The sequence below is a fragment of the Paenibacillus lupini genome, from assembly GCF_011761355.1.
Classification (GTDB): Bacteria; Bacillota; Bacilli; order Paenibacillales; family Paenibacillaceae; genus Pristimantibacillus; species Pristimantibacillus lupini.
Genome location: NZ_JAASRW010000003.1, coordinates 710,126 through 729,666 on the forward strand (window position 1 = coordinate 710,126; position 19,541 = coordinate 729,666).

Below are 19,541 nucleotides of genomic sequence, written 5' to 3' on the forward strand. Positions count from 1 at the left end.
ATTCAGTAAGCTATATCTTATTGTGTTGTGCTGCTGTTATCAGTTGTTGCATCCGTTCCGTTCTCCGCACCAGGCGAAGTGGATGGAGGAGCTACTGTATCATCCGATGCGAGTGTATCTTGAACCGAAGCTTTCAGTTCATCCAGATCACGAACGCCAAGAACGGATGCACCACCAACATGCTCTTCCGCAATGTTATCCATTGGAGGCACTTGCTGCGTACCTGCCAGATGGGATTCAACGCCAAGCTGGCCAAGCTTCAGCATATCGGTAACCTGTAGGTTCGTCTCGATGTAAGGGGATACGCTGTCCAGAATTTTTTTCATCTGAACGATGTTCCAGCCGGATTTAAGCTTATCAGCTACAGCACCTAAGAACTCACGCTGACGCTCTGTACGTGTGAAGTCACTCATTGCGTCATGACGGAAGCGAACGTATTGCAAGGCTTTGTCGCCATCAAGCAGCTGATAGCCTTTCTTCAGATCGATATCGTATTTGTTCTCATCCGCGTTGTCCGTATAATGCATATCCTTTTCAACATCGAAGTAGACGCCGCCGATCGTATCGACGAGGGCTTTGAATCCTTCGAAATCAGTATACACATAATACTGAATATCAAGGCCAAGCAGATCACCAACTGTCTTCATTGCAAGCTGTGGTCCGCCAAGCGTTATAGCTGTATTGATACGCCCTTTGTCATGACCTTCAATATCAATATAAGTGTCACGCAGGACGGAGAATAGATGAGCTTTCTTCGTCACCGGATCAAAGGAGGCGATCATGATTGAATCGGAACGCGGTACCTGATTTTCTTCCAAGCCGCGGGCGTCACCGCCAAGCAGCAGGATGTTAACACGTTCTGTACCCTCCCATTTTGGAGGTGGTTCAACGGTTTCGTTATTAAATTGTCCGAAGCGGGATTCTTCCTTCGACTTGCTGAAGTTGTCCAATGAATTGTATACGCCCGTGCCCCAGTACACTAAGGCAGCGACGCCAAGGACTATAACTACGAGAAAACCGCTGAGAACCCATTTCCAAGGTTTTCTTTTCTTTTTTGCTTGTGTAGCCATGACTGTAGTAGTGCTCCTTTCAGCAACTCTCCTGCAAAATGGTGTAAACCCAAATGAGACAGGCGATCTGATTAACCTAAGATGCCTGCCATTTACGCACAACAATAACTAATGTAATATTACATATCATAAAATTATAAAGCGGAACGATAGATAGAAGCAAGTTTTATCGTTTCCCTTGGAAAAAACTCATAATTCCTCGGGAAATGTCGACCGTTGTAAACGGAGAGGAGATTATTTAAAGCTTATGTTAGCGATTGATGTCAAAGATCTGCGAAAGCAGTTTAAAGTGCAAAAGAACAGAGAAGGCTTGTCCGGCGCACTAAAAGACCTGTTCAAACGTGAATATAACGAGGTTACAGCCGTTAAAGATATTTCGTTCCAAATTCCACAAGGCGAGATCTGTGGTTATATTGGTGAGAATGGTGCAGGCAAGTCAACTACGATCAAGATGCTTACCGGTATTCTGGTCCCGACAGCGGGACAGCTGAAGGTAAATGGATACGTGCCGTTCAAAGACCGTGAGAAATTTGTAGGAGGGATCGGTGTTGTCTTCGGGCAGCGTTCCCAGCTGTGGTGGGATATCGGTGTTATTGAGTCTTTCCAGTTGCTGCGTAAAGTATATCGGGTATCCGAACAGGATTTCCGCAAAAGATTGGACAACCTGGTGGAGCGCCTTGATCTAGGTGAGCTGCTGAACCGTCCGGTCCGTAAACTGAGTCTTGGCCAGCGGATGCGCTGTGAGCTGGTTGCTTCACTGCTTCATAATCCGTCGATCTTGTTTCTGGATGAACCTACGATTGGTCTGGATATCGTGGTGAAGACAGAAATTCGTGAGTTTCTGAAGGAACTAAACCGTGAGGAAGGCACAACTATACTGCTGACCACCCATGACCTGCAGGATATTGAAGCGTTATGTTCCCGTGTCATTATGTTGGATGACGGCCGCATTATATATGATGGTGGTCTTGAAGAACTGAAGAATCGTTGGAGCAAGGGGCGCGAAATTCAATTCCAATTCGGTACTGTAACCCCTCTGACAAAGCTGCAGCTGCTGACAGCAGGTCTTGATGTCACCTGGACAATGAACGAGCAGGGGGCTTCCATGTGGCTGCCGCATACGATTAATGTATCTGATGCGCTTGGCATGGTAGTTGGCGGGGCGGATATCCGCGATATTAAGATCCTCGAGACGAACACTGACGATATCGTTCGTGAAATTTATCGCTCCGGTTCGGCTTCAGCGTCAGCCGCTGCAACGCTGCTTGAAACGGACTCCCCCAAGCAGGAGGCTGAGGTAGAGCCTGAGAAGGAGACTTCTCTCCGATGATGAGCGCATACGTAGATTTTATCCGAATCAGGTTTCTAACGATGCTGGCTTATCGCGTCAATTATTACAGCGGCATTATTATCTATGCCATCAATATTGGCGCTTATTATTTCTTGTGGAAGGCGATCTTTGGCTCAGCAGAGACACTTCAAGGCTTTACATTAGCTCAAATGACGACGTACATTGCGGTATCCTGGATGGCCCGCGCGTTTTACTTCAATAACCTAGACCGCGAGATTGCAAATGATGTCCGGGACGGCAGTATTGCGATGCAGCTTATCCGGCCATACTCGTACCTTGTTGTGAAAATGATGCAGGGACTTGGCGAAGGCTTGTTCCGCCTCATTCTCTTTATGGGGCCAGGTTTAGTTATCGTCTGTCTGCTCTTCCCGGTCAAGCTCCCGAAGGATCCAGCCGTATGGATTATCTATTTCGTCATGCTGATGTTTAGTCTGTTTATCAATTCGCAGCTTAACATTCTGACGGGCCTTGCGGCATTCTTCGTGGAAAATAACGAGGGCATGATGCGGATGAAGCGGGTCCTTGTTGACCTGTTCTCCGGTGTCCTCATTCCGATCGCTTTCTTCCCGGGGTGGCTGAAGGCGACGATGGAATGGCTGCCTTTTCAGGCGATTACGTATTTACCAAGTGCGGTATTTACAGGACGTACCCCGATGAGTGAGGCTTGGGGTGTTCTGGGGCTGCAGGCGTTATGGTTCCTTATTTTGCTTGTGCCTATCATGTTTACTTGGCGGGCGGCCCGTAAGCGGCTGTTCGTGCAAGGAGGTTAATTCTAGATGCTGTATGCAGTGTTGTTCTGGGAATACATTAAAAACTATGCGAAGACTCGTCTGACTTACCGTGCTGACTTCTGGGTAGAGGTTATCTCGGACTTGATGTTCCAAGGGATGAACCTGGTCTTTATTCTGGTCGTGTTCCAGCACACGCCAACGCTTGGCGGCTGGACGGAGTCCGAAGTCATCTTTGTTTACGGCTTCTTTATGATCCCGTATGGCTTATTCTCGACTTTCTTTGGGATGTGGAACTTCAGTGAACGGTATATTGTGAAAGGCGAGATGGACCGGATTCTAACTCGGCCGGCTCATAACCTGTTTCAGGTATTGCTGGAGAACGTTGATCCGCCATCCCTGATTGGTTCGGTTGTTGGGGCGGTCATTATGGCTGTCTGCTGGAATGATCTTGGACTAGCTTTCCATTGGTACTACGTGCTGATTATGCTCCTGTTCGTGCTTGGTGCCGTGCTTGTGTATGCAGGCATCTACACGGCGCTGTCGGCGATATCGTTCTTTTCGGATGCGCCAACGGGCATCGTTCCGCTAATTTATAACGTTCAGAACTATGGAAGATATCCGGTTAACATTTATAATAAAACGATTCGTTTTGTTTTGACCTGGCTGCTGCCTTTTGCCTTTGTTGGTGTTATACCGGCTTCGTATTTCTTGGAGAAGAAAACGGATGACTTGTCGCAGCTGGCTTGGTTTACGCCTGTTATGGGGATTATCGTATTCACGCTTGGTCTTATCATTTGGAATCATGGCGTGAAGCGTTACCGCGGGGCGGGTTCGTAGTCAGAAGCTAAGAGCAGCAGGTTGGGAGAGGTATTGGAGGAAAGTAACAATGAGTGCAATCGAGGTTGGCAAGAAGGCGCCGGATTTTAAGCTGCCGGCATCAAACGGAGAAACGGTTAAGCTAAGTGATTACCGCGGGAAAAAGGTCGTCATTTACTTCTATCCGAAGGATAATACACCGACTTGTACGCAGCAGGCTTGTGATTTCCGTGATGCGTATCCGGCAATGGCAGACAGTAATACAGTTGTGCTGGGCATCAGCTCGGACCCGGTTAAGTCGCATGAGAAGTTTATCGGCAAGCAGGGCTTGCCGTTCCTGCTGCTTTCGGATGAAGAACACAAGGTATGCGAGAAATACGGCGTATGGCAGATGAAGAAACTGTACGGCCGCGAATACATGGGCGTTGTCCGCTCAACCTTTCTCATCAATGAGAAAGGCAAACTGGTCCGCGAGTGGCGCGGCGTGAAGATTAAAGGCCATGTCCAGCAGGTAGCGGATGAGGCAGCAAAGCTATAAAAGATCGAAGGCGGGCCCTGATGGGCTCGCTTTTTTTGTTGCAGCACGTAACAAACAAATATGATCCACTGGGCATTTGCTAGATTTGCCGCTCATATACTCTATTAGATCGATTACGAGAATAGAGAAGGGTGGCAGATTCATGCGCTTGGTGAAGCAGACGGGGTTATGTTTGTTTATTGTATGGTTTGGGCTGCTAGGGATTGGTGTGGTAAATGGAGGAGAGGCGGCTCGTGAAGCGGCATTTGCAGGTTTATCGAGTGAGACAGCAACTGCTGCCGGGCGTTCGATAGTAACAGAAAATTTAGCTGCAGGGGAAGGTAACCTCACTCTATTAAATCAGTTAGCTGATTCTAGCACAGAAGTCGTACAAGCTTCGGACAAGGTCAAGCCAATCGTATATCTGACCTTTGACGATGGGCCAAGCGAGAAGACGAAGCAGGTGCTTGCGATCCTGAAGAGGGAAGGTGTGAAGGGGACTTTTTTTATGCTGGGCAAAGAGGTAAAGCGTTATCCGACTATCGCTAAGCAGGTTGTGCAAGAGGGCCATGCGATCGGCAATCATTCGTATGATCATGTATATGCAGAGCTGTACAGCAGCTTCGGGACGTTCGCCAAGCAGATTATGGATACCGATGATGCGATCTATAAAGCAATAGGAGTAAGAACGAATCTGGTTCGTGCGCCGGGTGGGACGTTTGGGAACTTCGACCAAGGCTATTTTGACGCGCTTGCGAAGGCAGGTTATATCGTGAACGACTGGAATGTAGACAGCGGGGATTCGACGAGGCTGAATGTCCCGGCAAAAGAAATTATAAGTACGGTTGAAGGCTCGAGGTTATCCAGCAAAGTTGTTGTACTCATGCATGACAGCTCCATTCACGGAGAATCGGTGAAGGCTTTGCCGGAAGTGATTGCTTTTTTCAAAAAGAAAGGGTATCAATTCGCCGTCTTGTCCGACCAAGTGAAGCCTATTCAGTTCCGGCTCGCGGAGTCTATCAAATGGAAACGTCCGAAGGTTACGGAAGCTGAGTTGCAGACCCTCGTTCAATATATGGCACGAACAAGAACAATTGTAGAAGCACCAAACCAACAAAGCTTGGTTGTTCATGCGGGCGATTATGAGATTGATTTTGCCCCAGCTGACTACAGAATGAGTAATGGAACCATTGAAGTCCCTCTTCGTCAATTGGTGACAGGACTGACAGGCATTATTCGATTGGACGTCTCAAACGGCATTGTTGAGGCTATGGTTAATAACCAAAGCGTGAGCTGGACAGCAGCTGAGGTGGGAGGAAGCGGACTATCGTTCCCGAGCCGGGTTATGGTACCGCTTAGGGATACGCTGCAGCAGTTTAATTATAGGATTAGCAAAATTACGATTACGACGGATAAAAGAGAGATTTGGGCAGACTCTATCTCCATCTAGCAGGTCTAAATATAGCGGCGCGTGGCGATACTGAAAGATAGAGAAGCTATTTTTCAGGAGGTTGAATAGAAGAGATGATAGCGCCAAAATTCGAAGGATCGTCGCCCGGGAGACAGGAAGCTCAGCCATGGCCGGAACCACCGCAGGTGCTGCTGCAGAGACTTATTCATAGAATAGATCATGTTTTGCTAGGAAAAAAAGAAACGGTTACCCATCTAATCACAGCTATGCTAGCTGGTGGTCATGTGCTGCTGGAGGATGTTCCCGGAGTGGGGAAAACGATGCTGGCCAGCGCTTGTGCTCGTGTTCTTGGCGGTGAGTTCAAGCGGATCCAGTTCACTTCGGATATGCTGCCTGCCGACGTAATTGGCGGCTCGGTCTGGGACAGTCGGATCAGTGAGCTTGTCTATCGGCCAGGGCCAATTATGGCCAATATTGTCCTTGCAGACGAGATCAACCGTACTTCACCACGTACGCAGTCTGCTCTACTGGAGGCGATGGAGGAGCGGCGCATCAGTATTGAGGGAGAGACGCGCAAGCTGCCTGAGCCGTTTGTATTAATTGCGACGCAAAATCCATTAAGTTATGAAGGAACGAATACGCTGCCGGAAGCACAGCTGGATCGTTTCATGATGCGGCTGTCCATCGGTTATCCGTCTATGGAGAATGAAGCGAGGATGCTGGAGCAGTATGCGGTTGGCTCAAGACCCGAGCCTCATCAATTGCGGCCAGTGCTTATGCTGGAGGAATGGCTGCGGATGCAGCGCGAAGCACGCCTCGGTCATGTTCATCCAGGACTGCTCGAATTTATGGCAAAAGTGACTGATGCGACTAGACGTGCACCTGAGCTGGAGCTAGGCTTAAGCCCCCGTGCGGGACGGGATTGGCTGCGTGCAGCGCAAGCCAGAGCCTATGTAGAAGGCAGACGGTATGTGCTGCCGGATGATCTGTTTGCAACTGGGGAGGTTGTTCTGACGCATCGTCTGAACGGAATAGCTGCTGGTGGAAGAAGAGCGTCAGAAGCGTTAACGCGTATTATGCGAACTACACCGCTGCCGGCATCGATTGCTCCTGCCTCTATGACAGGGAGACACAGATGAAGGCGCAGCGGAATGATTCGGATCTGGCAGTAACGGATACCTCTCAAGGGCATAAGACGCAGGGAAGTCAGGCAGGTGCTTTTTCAAAGAACGTATCGCAGCCGCAGTTAGATGATCAAATCCCATTGTTTGAGAAAACAGGTAAGCTGTATTACCGCACGAGGTGGGTAGCATGGCTGATCATAGCGATAGGCTGGTCTGTAAGCTTGGCAGCTGTTCTTACCAAGGGCGGGGCTGTGGAAATGTATCTGCTGATTGTGCTCAGCTTATTGCCGATCATTTCGATTGCGTTGCCATTACTTTCAATAATTGGTCTTTCCATCAGCCGGACCATTCAGGTCCAGCAGGTGAAGGACGGCGGTAAGGCAGATGTTCAGCTTACGATAAAGCGATCTGCCGCGATGCCGTTTGCCTGGCTGGCTGTTCATGATGGCATGGTGAATACGAGCTCGAAAGAGAAGACACGTCTGGATTATCGCTATATTGTTATGCCTTTGTTTCAAAAAGAGGTGCAAATCAACTACTCCATGCTTGCAGTCAGACGTGGAGAGCATCAGTTCGATCAGGTAACGGTAACCGTTGGTGATTGGCTGGGCCTTACGGCCATTCATCGCAAACTGGCATGTCCGGGTGTGCTGCTTGCATTTCCTGCGCTGCCGGAAGAGATCGGAAAACGCGCGGGGCGATTACATGGAGCGATAGCTGAGCAGCTATCTGGCGATTCATCGTCAGCCTATATAAGTGATAGTGGAGAGATCAGCGAATCTGTGGTGGATAAGCTGATTCAGCAATCAGGGATTGGGCCAGACAGCAGGCCTTACCGCGAAGGGGACTCTCTTCGACATATCAATTGGCGTGCCGCAGCCAAAGGACGTGGCATGTTCACGAAGCAGCATATGCTCGAACAGCCGGCAGAAGTGATCGTCATTGCGGATACCTTTGGTGCCGCCTACAGTCAGGATGGTCGTCTGTTTGATGCCTGTCTCGGGTGGACAGCCCGTGCCATAGAGCGAGCAGCTTCAGAAGGCAGCGAAGTAAGGCTGATCACAGCGACAGCAGGTGCAGCGAAACAACCAAAGAAGGATACTGAGGCAAAAGCCAAGTCGTCGCGAAAAGAGAATGCACGGCGGGGAAGCTTATCCCAGCAGACAAAAGCTCATTTGGAGCGGCTGGCTAAGCTGACGCTTACCAGTACGGTTGTCACAGCAGAGAACTTGCGGTCAGAGCTTGGCGGATTGAAGCCGGGCGGGATGATCCATGTTTTTACGGCAGATTGGAAAAACAGTCAAAGCTGGACCCAGCTCGCTGCTTATGCTGCCGAACAGGGTTGTCGCTTGGAGCTGCATTTGGTCACGAAGCAGTTGGTGTTGACCTATGCGATGCGTGAGCAGCAAAGGCAACTCGAGCAGGCAGGGATGGTTCTGAACTGGCTTGCTTATCCAGAGCAGATGAACCAGCAGCCGCAAGTGGTGGAAGGAGGCGGCAAGTAATGCGAGGGATCAATCATGAGAACGGCTCGCTTGGCTTCCGACTGCTGACAACGGTTCTGCTGTTTGGCTTATTAGCGGAATGGATGCTTCCATGGCTCCGTTACGGGGAATGGGCGGATGTGTACCAGGTTGGTCCACTTCTTGTCGTTGTAGGCTGTGTGATGATAGCGGGCCTTTTCCGCCCCGCTTGGTATATGTCGCTGCTGATGAATGGCGTATTATGCCTAATCACCCTTATGCTTTTATTTAAAGGGGACGACCAGAACGCCCTGCAATGGCTGGTTCATTATCCGCAACTGCTTGTGGAGGATATCAAGCAGCTGTTTACCTACGGCATGTGGACAATGAGTAATGAACTAAGGACATTGCTGTTGTTCGTGGGCTGGGCGATGCTGGCTCCTGCTTTGCAGGCACTGGTATGGATGAGGCAGGTAGCCTTGGGGCTGACCGCCATTACCGCGGCCTACTTGCTGACGCTGCATATATGGGTAGGGATGGATGTTTTTGATGGCTTGCTGCGTACGTCTGCGGAAGGACTGCTGCTAGGGGCTGTTGTCACCATTGCCAGGGTCAAACGTCTGCATGGCGGCAGCAGTGAGTACGATCGGCAGATTCATCCGAAATGGCTTGCAGCAGGTGAATTTCTCGTGCTGCTATGTGTAGGTATCGGCATGCTGATATCGAGCGGCCAGCCAAGGCAAACAGAGCCAGCTGCATGGACGGTAACCGCAGCGAATCGTCTCGAAGAGGCGATGGTTGAGCTTGGCAAAGCAGATTACTCCGCAGCAATGCAGGCAGCAGCCGGCACAGCGGGCCAAAAACTTTCACTCACGGGGTATGGCTTTGACGATAGTGAACTTGGTGCGTCTATCACGCCGGATGATACGGTTGTGTTTAATGGTTTTTCCCCGGTTCAGACCTACTGGCGGGGTGAATCCAAATCCATTTATGACGGTCGCGGCTGGAACAATAGCTGGAGCGGGAAAGTGCTGCATCCGGTAGAAAACGGCGATAAGCTCGATAAGCCATCGGAGGTTGCTGTCAGCACCGATTCGGGTAACCAGGTCATTAAGCAGACTGTTGTGATGAAAGAGCCTTCGGCTGCACAAGGGCTGCCGCTCTTTTTCGCAGGAAGCTCGGGGCGGGTTGTAAGCTTGTCTGCGATTGATCCAAATCGGCAGTTAAGCACGTATGTCGAAGATGAGCTGGCCGATACGCTGTACGCCGCAGATAAAGAGGCGAAGGTAGAGCGGTATACCGTTGAGAGCAGGCTTCCGGTTACCGATGTATCTGTACTCCGCAGCTCGGACCGCTCAACCTTCGAAGGAAATACGGCGGCGCTGAATACAGCGGCGGATGAAGCAGATCTCTCGGAGTATTTGCAGCTGCCCGATTCCATTCCAAGTCGTGTAAAGGCATTAGCGGATGAGATTGCCGGAGCGGGCATCACGAGCCAATACGACCGGGTTAAAGCGGTAGAGCAGTATTTGAAAAACAACTACAATTATTCGCTCGACAGCGCGGTTCCGCCTAAGGGAGCAGATTTCGTCGATTACTTCTTGTTTGAGCAGCAACGCGGTTATTGCGTTCATTTTTCAAGCGCAATGGTTGTCCTGCTTCGAGAGGAAGGCATTCCTGCGAGATGGGTAAAAGGTTTTGTGTCTGGCACGCCGGTATCTACGGCGGGCTTCGAAGAGACCAGCGCAGCCGGGACTCTCTACAATGTGCGTGCCAAGGATGCGCACGCTTGGGTAGAGGCGTACTTTCCCGGTGTAGGCTGGGTGCCGTTTGATCCAACGCCAGGCTTTGCCGGCGGTATGGGGCCTGTGGATGCCGACGCCGGAATTAACGCGGCGTCGGATGGGGTGGCATCGGCGGGTAATGCCGATGCTTCTGCGCTAGAGCATGCCGGAACTGACGGCATGCTGGCGCGGGCCCAGGCTGCTGCGGAACGCGCAGCCTCGGCCGTGACGCGAGGGGCGGATGTCCTCGCGGAGGCGGCGCAGAGCGCCGCAAGCGGTGCGGCGGCGGCTTCGCCCGCCGCCATAGCCGCCGCAGGCGCGGCCGCGCTGGTGCTCGCGGCCGCTCTGGCGGCAGCGGCGCAGCGCAAGCGGCTGCGCCTCGCGCTGGCGCTGCGCCGGTACCAGGCGGCGCATGCCGCTGGCCGCGCCGCCGCCGTGCAAGAGCAGTTCGCGGCAGTGTCCGCCGCGACTTGGGTACTGCTCGGCCGCCGCATTCTTGTGCGGCCGCCGCAGCACACCGCGCGCGAATACGCGGACGCCGTATCGGCGTCGATACCCGGCGCGCGCGCCGATGCGCTCAGGCGGTTCATCGCTTGGGACGATGCCGCCAGATTCGGGCAGCGGGGCGACTGGCAAGCCCCGCCTCCGGAGGAGCTTGCCACCGCGATTCAAGCGCTGCTCGGCAAGCCTCGCATCACCGGCACATCGGCTGCCGTTCAAGCTGCCGAATAACACAAGCCCGTCCCCTGATTGATGGGGGACGGGCTTTTTGCGTTGAAGAGAGCAGGAATAAGGAGGTTAATGTCCCTGAGGGACTCTAAAGGTGAGAAAAAGGGAGCAAGCTTGGAGTTTAAGGTCCCTAAGGGACTTTAAATCCGGCAAAGAGGCGGCTTAGTGCGCTGAAGAGAGCAGGAATAAGGGAGTTAAGGTCCCTGAGGGATCCTAAAGGTGAGAAAGAAGGAGCAAGCTTGCTGTTTAAAGTCCCTAGGGAACCTTAAATACTCTAAAGAGGCGACTTGGAGCTTTGGACTGCATGGAAATATGCAAGGTATGGGCTTTTTGTCTATTATGCATAGACTCCCCGCCAGTTGCCATTCTAATAAAATGGAAAACTACGACACAACTACGTACAGAAGGGGGATCTTCCATGATTAGAGGGTTAGCGATTTTTATGATAGGCGGCATGTTAGCACTTGCGGCAGCGGGATGCGGCAGTCACTCGGGAAATGAGCATAATCAAGGAGAGCCGCTTCCACAGCCTAATGCTTACTCGGATGAAGAGGGAGTGCCGATTCAAATAGAGGAGAATGATGATACCCCTGAGTTGGTTGATGGTTCGGAAAAAGCGGTCCGCAAAGAGGAGCCTCTGACGCTCGCGGAATTACGCGAGAAATATAAAAGCACTTTTTTGCTGCAGGGCAGCTCCAAGGAGAAACGAGTTGCTCTTACTTTTGATGACGGCCCGGATGAGACTTTTACCCCGCTGGTGCTCGATGAACTGAAAAAAGCAGGTGTTCATGCGACTTTTTTTGTCGTGGGTAACCGGATTGAAGCGAATCCGGATATTTTCCAGCGGATAGTGAATGAAGGACATGCCATCGGCAACCATTCCTACAGCCACCCGAATTATTTGAAACTGTCCGATGAGGATTTCCGGGATGAAATTGACCGTACCGACAAGCTTATCCAAACGTATATCGGCCACCGGCCTTCGCTTACAAGACCACCTTACGGCGGCGTTACGGAGAATCAGATTGAATGGCTTGCCAGCATGGAGAAAAAAATCATCAATTGGAACGTGGATTCCCTGGATTGGAAAGGCCTAAGTGCAGACGAAGTGTATACCAATATTATGGATGCGACTAAGGCTGGCAGCATTATTTTGCAGCATTCCGCAGGTGGTGATGGGGAGGACCTGACAGGGTCGGTCGAAGCTCTTCACCGCGTGATTGCTGAACTGAAGAAAAAGAACTTGGAGTTCGTAACTGTACCGGATCTCATTCATTTGCAGTAGGAGTTCGGAATATCGTCAACTCTAGCCGACATAAATCGAGTTTTGCCCTGCTCCCCTACCTTGACTCGTCCGAAGGGCTATATATATAATTACTACATTAATTGAGGGAGGCTCGGTAATGAACAAGAATGAAATTATCATTGTTCTCGACTTCGGAGGACAATACAACCAGCTGATCGCACGCCGCATTCGCGACTTGGGCGTTTACAGCGAACTGCTGCCATTTAACACGTCGGTAGAACGGATCCGTGAACTACAACCGAAAGGTATCGTATTCTCGGGAGGACCGGCAAGCGTTTATGAAGAAAAATCTCCGCTCGTTGATCCAGCGATCTACGATCTTGGAGTGCCAATCTTTGGTATTTGCTACGGCATGCAGCTGATGTCTCATCAGCTCGAAGGTAAAGTTGAGCGTGCAGGCAAACGCGAGTACGGTAAAGCAGAAGTTGACTTCGCAGCAGGCAGCCATTTGGCAGAAGGCCTTGAAGCAACTCAAACAGTATGGATGAGCCATAGTGACCTTGTTGTCGAGCCGCCAGTGGGCTTCCGCGTCGACGCAAGCACAGAGCATGCGCCAATCGCAGCAATGAGTAATCCTGATCGTAAATTCTATGCGGTACAATTCCATCCAGAGGTTCGTCACTCCGTGTATGGCAACGAAATGATCCGTAACTTCCTGTACAATATCTGTGGTTGCGAAGGCAACTGGACGATGGAATCGTTCATCGAAGATACGATCCAAGAAATCCGTAACGAAGTTGGCGATAAAAAAGTGCTTTGCGCTTTGTCCGGCGGCGTTGATTCTTCCGTTGTAGCGATTCTGCTTCACAAAGCAATCGGCGATCAATTGACTTGTATGTTCATCGACCATGGTCTGCTGCGTAAAGGCGAAGCAGAAGGCGTTATGGAAACCTTCGTTGGCAAGTTCGACATGAAGGTTGTGAAAATCGATGCGCGTGACCGCTTCATGGGCAAATTGGCAGGCGTCGATGACCCTGAGCAAAAACGTAAAATCATCGGTAACGAATTCATCTACGTCTTCCAAGAAGAATCCGCGAAGTTCGATGACTTCGAATTCCTGGCACAAGGCACACTCTACACCGATATCGTAGAGAGTGGTACAGCTACAGCTCAAACGATCAAATCCCACCACAACGTTGGCGGATTGCCTGAAGATATCAAGTTCAAGCTCGTTGAGCCGCTTAAAGCATTGTTCAAAGACGAAGTTCGTAAAGTCGGCGAAGAGTGTGGTCTGCCTTCCGAGATCGTATGGCGTCAACCGTTCCCAGGTCCAGGTCTTGCGATCCGTGTACTGGGCGAAGTAACAGAAGACAAGCTGCACATCGTTCGCGAATCCGATGCGATTCTGCGCGAAGAGATTATCAAAGCAGGTCTTGATCGTGAAATTTGGCAGTACTTCACAGCTCTGCCTGGCATGAAATCCGTTGGCGTTATGGGTGACGCTCGTACGTATTCGTACACTGTCGGCATCCGTGCCGTAACGTCCATCGACGGCATGACAGCTGACTGGGCTCGTATTCCGTGGGACGTTCTTGAAAAAATATCCGTTCGTATCGTTAACGAAGTAGACAACGTTAACCGTATCGTTTACGACGTAACGTCGAAACCACCTGCAACAATCGAGTGGGAATAAACCAAACAGCAAAGAAGCCGGGAGTAATTCCCGGCTTCTTTGCTGTTTAAAGTGACTGGTAGCTACGCCTGCAGCTGCGAAAGCTCTACCGCTTTGCCAAGTTTGGCTGAGAGGTTGGAGGCTTCCATGAGACGGGACAGGTCAAGAGCCATCTCCAGATTTTGCGTGTTTATCGTATTCTGCTGAATATGAGAAGCCCATTGCTCTAGATCCGAAGGCAGGGCATCCGGCAGCGGCCACTCTATCACCGGGTGGTCTCCGTTGTCCACGCTGGCCACAATCAGCTTCCGATTTTGCAGGCTGAAGGCCATGCTTCCTTTCGTGCCGTGCGCTTCAAGCGTTAACGGGGACAGCGGATTCACAAAGCCGGTTTCGACGATGCCCACAGCTCCGTCCGCATAACCCAATACGGCGACGGCGTTGTCTTCCACTTCTCTCCCTGTCACATAACCGTAGCTTGAGATGATGCTCTTCGGCATGCCGAGCAACAAGCGAGTCAAATACATCGGATGGCAGCCCAGGTCAATCATGGCACCGCCTCCGCATTGCTCTAGGCTGTAGAAGTAAGGAGGCAATCCCGTTTCCGACAACGCCCCTTTGTGCGCCATTCTTACCCGGACCTGTGTAAGTCTGCCGAGCAGTCCCTTGGCGGCCACTTCCTGAGCGGCTTGGGCAAAAGGGGTGTTCAGCCGGGGGAGGGAAACGGTCAGCTTGACGCCCGCTTTTTGCACGGAGTCCACAATTTCTTGGGCTTCCCGATTGGTTGCGGCGAGTACTTTTTCGGTAAAAATATGTTTGCCGGCTCGAGCCGCCGCCGAGATCACATCCCAGTGCATCGAAGTTGGAGTCGTGACAATAACGGCATCAATTTCCGGATTGGCTAGCAGTTCCTCCAAATCCGCATAGAAGGGCACCTGCCGTACTTCTGCCTGCATGGCTCCGCGGTCTGGGTCCTCGTCCCAGATCGCTTTGATCACCATCTCAGGATGCTGCTCGGCCTGCAATGCGTAATCCTTGGCATGGACATGCCAAAAGCTCAATATAGCTACATTGATCATCTCTTAAAACCTCCTTATGGCAGGGCTCTATCAGCTCTATCAATCGAAATAAATGGCCTCGCCGGTACGGTTGGATTCATAAATAGCTTCGATAATTTCCGAGACTACGCAGGCTTGCTCAGGTAATACGACCGGTTCCGTATCGTTCAGGATTGCTTCGATCCACATCCGGCATTCCCGCTCATGCATGCTTTCCTTGCGTCCGTCAAAGAAATCCGCGCCTTTGACGTCGAATTGGATGCTATTGGCGTAGAGGCGGCCGTATTTTTCGCCGTTAATCCGAAGTGTCTCTTTTACATCTGCACCGCCTTCCGTGCCGCAAAGCGTGTATAACGCTTCGCGTGTATCCAGCATATTCAGTGCCCAGCTGGACTCCAGCATCAGCGTAGCGCCATTTTTCATGACGATCATGCCAAACGCCGAGTCCTCTACCGTAAATTTGCCAGGATCCCAAGCTCCGCCTGCGTTAGCCGATCCCTTGCGGTTAGCCAGCTTTTGATAAGTAGTTCCCAAGACTGCCTTGGGTTCGTAATTGTTCATTAGCCACAGCGTCAGATCCAGCGCATGGGTACCGATGTCGATAAGCGGGCCGCCGCCTTGCTTGTCCTTGTCGAGGAAAACACCCCAAGTCGGAACGCCCCGTCTGCGCAGCGCGTGGGCTTTGGCGAAATAAATGTCGCCGAGATCGCCGTTGTCGCAAACCTGCTTCAAAAATTGGCTGTCCGGCCGGAACCGATTGTTAAAGCCGATGGTCAGTTTTTTGCCTGTACGTTTGGCGGCCTCCACCATACGGCGGGCATCGGTAGCGGTTTTGGCCATCGGTTTTTCGCACATCACGTGTTTACCTGCTTCCAGTGCAGCGATGGAAATTTCGGCATGGGCATCGTTTGCCGTACAAACATGCACAACGTCGATGGAGGAATCCGCCAGCAGTTCCCGGTAATCGCTGTAAACTTTAGCGTCCGTCGTTCCGAATTTTTCAGCAGCCTGCTGGGCTTTCTCGGTCACAATATCCGCGAAAGCCGTAATGGCAACGGCCTCTTGTTTGCTCAAGTTAGGCAAATGCTTGCCAAATGCGATAGCTCCGCAGCCAATGATTCCGACCTTTAATTGTCTGTTCATTTCTCTTTTCCCCCCAGGAATTCATCAATTTCAGCCAGTCTCTCCTTAATTCGGACGGGGACCTCAGCATGAAGCTGCTCCCAAGTGGTGTAAAGCGCCGGATCAATGCGGTATTCCCTGAATTCCATGGCAGGTTTGAATCGGAAGCTCTGCAAATAAAGCTCTACTTTGCGGTCCGTTTCGTCATCCGTCGAATATACCCCGTCGAACGGACCGGTAATCAGCAGACCGCGTCTTCCCGCATATTCATCCGTTGCGGTCATTAACTCCGGCAGCAGATAAAATATGTCCGCCTGAGGCAGGAAGGCATGTTTGCCCGGCTGGGAGTACAGCTTAACATGGGTGCCGTCAACCAGGTTGCTGCGGTCATGCAGAAGTCCTTTGAAATGTCTGCCGTGGAAGCTGGCGTCGCAATCAATGACATCGTCGTTTTGCCCCACATAAACCCATACATGCTCCAGCTCGTACAGGTGCTGAATATCGTAATCCCAATAAATGGCGTACTCGATAATATACTTAAGGCCCGGCTCGTCGAAAGCAAAGGTTCTGCGCGTAGAAGGAGAAGGACCTGCTTCCTCCAGCACGGTAACGCCGACACGGACAGGGAAGAAAGGTTCGTTGTTGTCAAAATAAATATAAGGCGCGTATTTGGAAATCCACTCCGTATTCATCATCAGGCTTGACCCTCCATAATAAGTAATTTGTTAATGATTTGGTTGTGACTTTGTTCAATTTCCTCAGGCATACAAGCGGATTTCAGCTCGTAAACCCGGACAGGAGCCTTATGGATCGTATCCAGGAAAACATCGAAATCGTCATTCTCGCTGTGGACATAAGGACACCAATGATCCGAAAGACCGATCGTTTCATGAATGTGTACGCCGGCGAGAGGGATATCAAGCTCCTGAAGGTCGCGCAGGTTCTCGTACAGCCCCATGCGGTCCATCATCATGGCATGGCCGATATCGTACCAAAGCCCGACAGGACTACCCTTCAGGCGGCTGGTCAGCCACTCGGCCTCGCGCAGCGTCGGAATCTGGTAGCAGCGTGCCCTGGTCTCAATGCCGATGGCTACCTTGTAGCCTTTATGCCCGATGAATTCACTGATCTCCTCCAGGCTGCGATGAATGCGTTCCAGGTTCTGCGGAGCCTGGTTTTGCCTTTGCTCCAGCATCGTTGTCCAGAGGGCAGCGTAAGCCTCCGAGTCTCTGCCCTGGTTCTTGTAAATCTCTTTAAGCCGGGCGTCGATGTTGCCTTGAAACACGACCTCACCGGGATGTACCACGACAGCTTTCGCGCCGTAGCGGACGGCATATTCAACGGATTGCTTAAGCAGATCAACCGCCCGTCTCCGTTTCTCCTCATCTTCATAACCAAGCATGGGCGAATCCGTGTCGAAATCCTTGTCGTCAATGAACGGAAAAGCATGGTGGACGCTGGATACGCCGATGGTGCCACTTTCGATCATCGGTTCGATCGTGGTCAGGTGCTCCCGCGTGACGTTATAATTCAACTCGACATGTTGGAAGCCGAGCTCGATAATTTCTTCCAGCATCGCCCTGCCATTCCGATGCTTCTTGATGTTCCAGCAAGTAGAAAATGAAAAGTCGCCTTTGTTCCTCACTTTGCGCTACTCCTTTACGGCCCCGATCATGACGCCGGAGATAAAATATTTTTGCAGCCAGGGATAAACAAGTAGAATCGGCACCGTGGCAAACATAATGCTTGCCGCTTTGATGCTTTCGGGCAATACGGAAACGACCTGATCGCCCTGCATCGACAAAGGATCGTTGGTCATGCTGTTCATGACAACCTGATACAGCTTTAGCTGAATGGGGTACAGCTTCGGATCCGTAATGTACATCAATGCGTCCATGAACCCGTTCCAGCGGCCCACAGCGTAAAATAAGCTCAGCGTAGCCAGCGCCGGCAGCGAAAGCGGCAGGACAATCCGAGTCAGGGTATGGAAATGACTGCTGCCGTCTATTTCGGCGGCTTCAAGCAGCCCACTGGGCAGTGAACGAAGAAAAGTAATAAGAATGATCATAAAAAACGGATTAATCATCGTAGGCAGCAGCAATGATCCGAGATGATTGGTCAAATGCAGGCCCCGGATCAGCAAATAATCCGGAATGGTGCCGCCGCTGAAAAACATCGTAAATACGATAAGGAACATCACATACTTTCCGCCCTTCAGCCGCTTGGAGAGCGGATAAGCGGCAAACACGGTCATCAGCATGGACAAGGCGGTATAACTCGCCGTCAATCCTAACGACAGCAGGAGCGAACGAATCATGGAAGCATCCTGAAAAATTTTCTGATAGGCCTCGAAATTGATTTCGAGTGGGAACACGGTTACCTCTCCGGAAAGAATAGCCCGGTTGGAGCTAAGCGACATGGAGGCGATATGAAGCAAAGGGGCTAGGCACAATATGACCAGCACAGCGATGATCACCGTATTAATGAGTTCGAATACACCTGCTTCAGATGAAACGGTCCGTTTAGGGTTTATAGCTTTCATCAGAACACTCCGTTACCCGTTATTTTCTTGGCGATCCGGTTTGCTCCAAGCAGCAGAATGATGCCTACTACGGCCTGGAACAGCCCCACGGCTGTTGCGAGGGAGAAGTCGGCCGTTTGAACCCCGGTCTTATATACAAACGTGCTTATTACTTCCGAGAAATCCAGAACGGTTACATTGCCGATGACATACGGCCGGTCAAAGCTGATTTGCACGATTTCCCCGATCTTGAGAATAAGCAGCACCACAACGGTCGGCCGGATGCCCGGCAGCGTAATGGACCACATTTTCCGGAAACGACCCGCTCCATCCACGGCCGCAGCCTCATAAAGCTCGGAATTGATGCCAGTAATGGCCGCCAGATAAATGATCGTCCCCCAACCTGCGCTTTGCCACACCCCTACAACCAGGTAGGTGATCAGCCAGTTGTATTTATTGGTCAGAAACGGAATCGGATCAATGCCCAGATGTCCCAGTAGCAGATTAACAATCCCTGTATTGGTAGCGAAGACTTGAAGCATGATGCCGCCGATAATGACCCAGGATAAAAAATGAGGCAGATACAAGATGGTTTGGGCCCATTTTTTGAACCTTGCCCGGCTAAGCTCATTAAGAAGAAGCGCAAGCAGAATAGGGGCAGGGAACGAAAAAAGCAGGTCCGTCAGATTCAACATAAAAGTGTTCCGGAGCGCCTTATAAAAGGCGCTCATGTCAAAAACCTCGCGGAACACGTCGAACCCGACCCAGGGACTGCCCATAACCCCTCTGAAAAGATTGAAATCTTGAAAAGCAATCAGGATGCCGTACATCGGGCCGTATTTAAAGACTAGAAAGTAGGCGACCGGACCAAGCAGCAGGACATACAATTGCCAATTTCGCAAAAAGTAAAGCCACAGTTGTTTCAT

17 protein-coding genes are annotated in these 19,541 nt (G+C 51.2%); 10 read left to right on the top strand and 7 right to left on the bottom strand.

Annotation, left to right across the window (positions count from 1 at the left end):
- Positions 1-17 precede the first annotated feature (17 nt).
- Positions 18-1,070: an LCP family protein gene (locus FHS17_RS12785; protein WP_167278775.1), complete on the bottom strand. Its 1,053-nt coding sequence runs from the start codon at positions 1,068-1,070 to the stop codon at positions 18-20.
- 247 nt (positions 1,071-1,317) lie between these two features.
- Here FHS17_RS12785 and FHS17_RS12790 point away from each other — a divergent pair, with 247 nt between their 5' ends.
- The 10 genes from FHS17_RS12790 to guaA all read left to right on the top strand — a co-directional run bounded on the left by FHS17_RS12790 (position 1,318) and on the right by guaA (position 13,935).
- A complete protein-coding gene (locus tag FHS17_RS12790; RefSeq protein WP_167278776.1) occupies positions 1,318-2,400 on the top strand; it encodes an ABC transporter ATP-binding protein in 1,083 nt (360 codons plus the stop codon).
- Positions 2,397-3,191: an ABC transporter permease gene (locus tag FHS17_RS12795; RefSeq protein WP_167278777.1), complete on the top strand. Its 795-nt coding sequence runs from the start codon at positions 2,397-2,399 to the stop codon at positions 3,189-3,191. The genes FHS17_RS12790 and FHS17_RS12795 overlap by 4 nt, the downstream gene beginning before the upstream one ends.
- Before the next feature lie 6 nt (positions 3,192-3,197).
- Positions 3,198-3,989: an ABC transporter permease gene (locus FHS17_RS12800; RefSeq protein ID WP_167278778.1), complete on the top strand. Its 792-nt coding sequence runs from the start codon at positions 3,198-3,200 to the stop codon at positions 3,987-3,989.
- A 49-nt stretch (positions 3,990-4,038) separates the two neighbouring features.
- Positions 4,039-4,506: a thioredoxin-dependent thiol peroxidase gene (bcp, locus tag FHS17_RS12805; protein ID WP_167278779.1), complete on the top strand. Its 468-nt coding sequence runs from the start codon at positions 4,039-4,041 to the stop codon at positions 4,504-4,506.
- Positions 4,507-4,648: 142 nt separating this feature from the next.
- Entirely contained in the window at positions 4,649-5,935 is a 1,287-nt protein-coding gene (locus FHS17_RS12810) for a polysaccharide deacetylase family protein (RefSeq protein ID WP_167278780.1), read from the top strand.
- Positions 5,936-6,009: 74 nt separating this feature from the next.
- A complete protein-coding gene (locus FHS17_RS12815; RefSeq protein ID WP_167278781.1) occupies positions 6,010-7,035 on the top strand; it encodes an AAA family ATPase in 1,026 nt (341 codons plus the stop codon).
- Positions 7,032-8,525, top strand: a complete 1,494-nt coding sequence (locus FHS17_RS12820) for a DUF58 domain-containing protein (protein WP_167278782.1) — start codon at positions 7,032-7,034, stop codon at positions 8,523-8,525. The genes FHS17_RS12815 and FHS17_RS12820 overlap by 4 nt, the downstream gene beginning before the upstream one ends.
- Positions 8,525-10,999, top strand: coding sequence for a DUF4129 domain-containing transglutaminase family protein (locus FHS17_RS12825; protein WP_167278783.1), 2,475 nt, complete (start codon positions 8,525-8,527; stop codon positions 10,997-10,999). Before FHS17_RS12820 ends, FHS17_RS12825 begins: the two co-directional genes overlap by 1 nt.
- Positions 11,000-11,414: 415 nt before the next feature.
- A complete protein-coding gene (locus FHS17_RS12830; protein ID WP_167278784.1) occupies positions 11,415-12,281 on the top strand; it encodes a polysaccharide deacetylase family protein in 867 nt (288 codons plus the stop codon).
- A 118-nt stretch (positions 12,282-12,399) separates the two neighbouring features.
- Positions 12,400-13,935 carry a glutamine-hydrolyzing GMP synthase gene (guaA, locus tag FHS17_RS12835; RefSeq protein WP_167278785.1) on the top strand — a complete coding sequence of 512 codons (1,536 nt, stop codon included), beginning with the start codon at positions 12,400-12,402 and terminating at the stop codon, positions 13,933-13,935.
- Between the two features lie 62 nt (positions 13,936-13,997).
- Here guaA and FHS17_RS12840 read toward each other — a convergent pair whose 3' ends face one another.
- From FHS17_RS12840 to FHS17_RS12865, 6 genes are read right to left on the bottom strand one after another with little or no spacing between them, the layout of a single operon-like run.
- A complete protein-coding gene (locus tag FHS17_RS12840; RefSeq protein ID WP_167278786.1) occupies positions 13,998-14,993 on the bottom strand; it encodes a Gfo/Idh/MocA family protein in 996 nt (331 codons plus the stop codon).
- A gap of 39 nt (positions 14,994-15,032) precedes the next feature.
- On the bottom strand, positions 15,033-16,115 hold the full coding sequence (locus FHS17_RS12845; RefSeq protein WP_167278787.1) for a Gfo/Idh/MocA family protein: 1,083 nt from the start codon (positions 16,113-16,115) through the stop codon (positions 15,033-15,035).
- On the bottom strand, positions 16,112-16,789 hold the full coding sequence (locus FHS17_RS12850; protein ID WP_243865313.1) for a hypothetical protein: 678 nt from the start codon (positions 16,787-16,789) through the stop codon (positions 16,112-16,114). Before FHS17_RS12850 ends, FHS17_RS12845 begins: the two co-directional genes overlap by 4 nt.
- Positions 16,789-17,739 (bottom strand): sugar phosphate isomerase/epimerase family protein, encoded by a 951-nt coding sequence (locus tag FHS17_RS12855; RefSeq protein ID WP_341805823.1) that lies wholly within the window; start codon positions 17,737-17,739, stop codon positions 16,789-16,791. Before FHS17_RS12855 ends, FHS17_RS12850 begins: the two co-directional genes overlap by 1 nt.
- Before the next feature lie 6 nt (positions 17,740-17,745).
- On the bottom strand, positions 17,746-18,636 hold the full coding sequence (locus FHS17_RS12860) for a carbohydrate ABC transporter permease (RefSeq protein WP_167278788.1): 891 nt from the start codon (positions 18,634-18,636) through the stop codon (positions 17,746-17,748).
- The gene (locus tag FHS17_RS12865; protein ID WP_167278789.1) at positions 18,636-19,541 is read right to left on the bottom strand and encodes an ABC transporter permease; all 906 of its coding nucleotides are present in this window, start codon (positions 19,539-19,541) and stop codon (positions 18,636-18,638) included. The genes FHS17_RS12860 and FHS17_RS12865 overlap by 1 nt, the downstream gene beginning before the upstream one ends.